3 protein-coding genes and 1 pseudogene are annotated in these 2,491 nt (G+C 26.9%); all 4 read right to left on the bottom strand.

Annotated elements, in window-relative coordinates; translation table 11 throughout:
• Window positions 1–40 precede the first annotated feature (40 nt).
• On the bottom strand, window positions 41–781 hold the full coding sequence (locus tag EQ827_RS08440) for an ABC transporter permease (RefSeq protein ID WP_181190541.1): 741 nt from the start codon (window positions 779–781) through the stop codon (window positions 41–43).
• A gap of 13 nt (window positions 782–794) precedes the next feature.
• Window positions 795–1,730: pseudogene (locus tag EQ827_RS08435) on the bottom strand (ABC transporter ATP-binding protein).
• Window positions 1,731–1,744: 14 nt separating this feature from the next.
• Window positions 1,745–1,939 (bottom strand): hypothetical protein, encoded by a 195-nt coding sequence (locus EQ827_RS08430; RefSeq protein ID WP_181190540.1) that lies wholly within the window; start codon window positions 1,937–1,939, stop codon window positions 1,745–1,747.
• Window positions 1,936–2,491 (bottom strand): condensation domain-containing protein (locus tag EQ827_RS08425; RefSeq protein WP_258231827.1); only part of this gene is annotated, 556 nt, incomplete at its 5' end. The genes EQ827_RS08430 and EQ827_RS08425, both read right to left, overlap by 4 nt.

The following is a 2,491-nucleotide window of genomic DNA, read 5'->3' as shown; positions in this document are numbered from 1 at the left end:
TAAAAAATTATTTTTTAAAATTAACATAGTATATGATCCTTTACATTTTAAATTTTTCTGGATGATACATTAAATGAATTATAACCAAAAATATTGCTGAAAATAGTAAAAGTATTTCTATAGTGGTAAATAACTGATTGAAATTATTATCATAAATTATTCCAAAAAAGCTACTCATAACTTTGGCTATAGGCGACATATTAGAAATATTTGCAATTTTCTTTCCAAAAATGTACATAGGAACAAAAAGACCGGAAATAATAGCAAGTATATTAATCAAAATATTTAATAATTTAGTAGATAAATCTTCATTTTTTAGTAGAAGGCAAAATGCACCACCAAAAGTAGTTGAAAAAGTAATAACGGCTAAATCCAATATTAATAAACTTCCTACTCTAGTTCCACCATAATTAACTAAATCCAAAGCATTAAACATTAGCATATAAATTGATAAAATAATATATGAGAATCCAATAGAAACTATCAATTTGGAAAGATAAATTTTTGTACGATCTATAGGTGCATAAACAATACGGTAATTTGCAAATTTAACGTGACTTCCAAACAATAATTCTGGTAAAATTATAACCGTTGCCATGGACAAATAGATCATCATTGTAACTCCGTAATAGTCATAAGATGAAAGTATATCGTTACTAAATATACTACTACATACAAAACCAGTAATTAATATCAATATTAATGGATAAAGAATAAGATACATCATAATAGGCTTATTCTTAATAAGATTTTTAATATCTTGTTGCATAATTGTTAGCATTTTATTCCCCTCCTCAATCTCTAAGTCGTTTTCCCGTAAGATTTAAAAAAATGTCTTCCAAGCTATTATCTCTTTTAACAATGTCCACTAATGATACACCATATTTATTCAATATATTAAGAACTGTTTCTAAGTAGGACATATCTTTTATTTTTAAGATTACTTTATTTCCTTCTTGAATATTAAATATATTTATACCTTTCACTATATCCATAGATTCCACGAATCCTTCAGGTACTACATCAGATAAAGTTAGTTGGTAATTAATTCCACTAAAATTATTTAAAATATCTGCTAGTTTATCATTAAGAAGTACTTTGCCACCATCCATAATAATTATCCGATCACAAATTTGTTGAACTTCTTCCATATAATGCGTAGTGTAAATAACTGTGGATCCATTATCACGTAGCCTTTTGATTGATTTCAAAATATGATTTCTTGATTGCGGGTCAATTCCAACAGTTGGTTCATCAAAAATTATTAGATCAGGTTCATGTGCAATTGCACAAGCAATATTTAGCCTGCGTTTCATACCTCCTGAAAACGTAGAAGGTTTATTGTTTTTTCTACTCATTAATCCAACTTTATCTAAAGCGTTTTCTACTTTTTCGTCTATATTGTTCCTTTTTATGCCATATAACGATGCAAAAAATTTGACATTTTCCTAAGCCGAAATATCCTCATATAATGCAATATCCTGTGGAACTATTCCCATATTTTTTTTAATTTGTTTAGTGCTAAGTTTTGTATTATTAAAGTAGGTAATTGAACCAGTATTAGCTTTAATTAAAGTAGATATAATACTAATTGCCGTACTTTTGCCTGCACCATTAGGTCCTAAAAAACCCAGAATCTCTCCTTTTTTAACACTAAAATTTAAATTCTCTAAAGCTTTGGTTCCATCTTCATATGTTTTTGACAAATGTTCTACTTTTAAAATATCCATAACTTGAACTCCTTTTACTTGTTTTGAACAAATTTTTGTAAAGTATTAATAAATTTATCTTTATACTTTCTAATATCATCCTGATTATATATTTCATTATGATATTCCAGAACACCTTGTAAATTTTGATTAATTTTCACAAATTCCCACTTGATATCATAAATTGTCTGTTTTCTTATTAATTCAGTCTTAACCTTTAAGTCCTTCATATTGAACATACTTGTATCAATAGCATCTTGATAGATAAATGCATTTTTAAATAAATTCTTAATACCCAATTTTCTTCAATTTCATAAGTTTGAACATCTTGTTTGTCAAGAGCAGATAGTACTTGTTTTTGTATGATATTGATTAATTTATTATCTGTACATCCACTAGTATTTACTGATATTGGAAGAAAATTTCTAAACAAACCAATAATGTTTTGTGTGCCCTCATAATTTCTTCCAGATACAGGTATTCCCACAATGAGTTGTTTTTTATGGTTTAAACTTTCTGTTGCTCTAAAATACGCTGCTAATAAAAGTACGTATACACTTACATTTCTTCTTTTAGAATAATCGCTAAGACTTTGGTACAATGTGTTATTTATATCTATCTTTTCTATACCTACTGTATTTTTAACTACTGTATTAACATTAGATTCAAAATGTAAATTTTGTAAATTATAAGTCCAATCCCTCAATTGGCTGTCTCGTACTTCTTTAAAATTATTGTTATACCATTCTGAATAATCAAAGTAATCCACGTTATTTATTGAA

Source organism: Bombilactobacillus bombi, from assembly GCF_013607485.1.
Taxonomy (GTDB): domain Bacteria; phylum Bacillota; class Bacilli; order Lactobacillales; family Lactobacillaceae; genus Bombilactobacillus; species Bombilactobacillus bombi_A.
The sequence above is the reverse complement of the archived record's forward strand: the minus strand, read 5'-3'. Positions and strand labels throughout refer to the sequence as shown.

What these genes read in the sequence shown, in the direction of transcription:
- EQ827_RS08430 (WP_181190540.1), bottom strand. Translation starts at nt 1,939, where the DNA reads ATGAAGGACTTAAAGGTTAAGACTGAATTAATAAGAAAACAGACAATT.
- EQ827_RS08440 (WP_181190541.1), bottom strand. Translation starts at nt 781, where the DNA reads ATGCTAACAATTATGCAACAAGATATTAAAAATCTTATTAAGAATAAG.